This is a genomic window from Bacillus sp. P4_D3, assembly GCF_056401855.1.
This window is the reverse complement of record NZ_JBFUIN010001018.1, coordinates 1-940: the sequence shown is the minus strand read 5'-3', so window position 1 is coordinate 940 and position 940 is coordinate 1. Positions and strand designations below refer to the sequence as shown.

The window sequence follows — 940 nt, the reverse complement described above, 5'->3', positions numbered from 1 at the left end:
AAACTTATCATTATAAAATAAATTGAAATCTTCTAAAAACTCTGATACATTGAAATAGAGAAATGTAGTTTCACAGTATTGTAAAGGCTTACAGTTATGTGCACGAAGATCTATTAGGATTGGAGGAAATAATGATGAAAGCTGAAGAAAAATTTTCCCCGGGATTAGATGGTGTAGTAGCAGCGGAGACGAAAATTTCGTTTCTTGACACAGTAAAAGGTGAAATTGTAATTCAAGGGTATGATTTAATCGAACTCTCAAAAACAAAAGAGTATTTAGACATTGTGCATCTTTTATTAGAAGAACAGCTACCGAATGAGGATGAAAAAGCAACAATTGAAAAGAAATTAAAAGAAGAATATGCAGTGCCGGAAGGTGTATTTAATGTGCTAAAGGCATTGCCTAAAGAAACGCATCCTATGGATGGGTTACGTACAGGTGTGTCAGCATTAGCTGGTTACGATAGTGATATCGAAAACCGCTCGTTAGAAGTGAATAAAAGTCGAGGGTACAAGCTTTTAAGTAAAGTGCCAAATATCGTAGCGAATAGCTATCATATTTTAAATAACGAGGAGCCAATTCAGCCCCTTCAGGAATTGTCATATAGTGCGAATTTCTTCTATATGTTAACTGGTAAAAAACCAACTGAACTTGAGGAAAAGATCTTTGATCGTTCCCTTGTATTATATAGTGAACATGAAATGCCAAACTCTACATTTACAGCTCGCGTAATTGCATCAACACAATCGGATTTATACGGCGCTTTAACAGGTGCAGTTGCATCTTTAAAAGGAAGTTTACATGGTGGTGCAAATGAAGCGGTTATGTACATGCTTTTAGAAGCTGGCAATGTTGAGAAATTTGAAGAACTATTACAGAAGAAACTTTATAACAAAGAAAAAATCATGGGCTTTGGACATCGCGTATATATGAAGAAGAT

General features: G+C 35.2%; 1 protein-coding gene. It reads left to right on the top strand.

Translation table 11 applies throughout. The features are described from left to right. Positions 1-131 precede the first annotated feature (131 nt). The coding region (gene mmgD / locus AC1DTM_RS28845; protein ID WP_477001525.1) for a citrate synthase at positions 132-940 on the top strand (809 nt) is incomplete at its 3' end.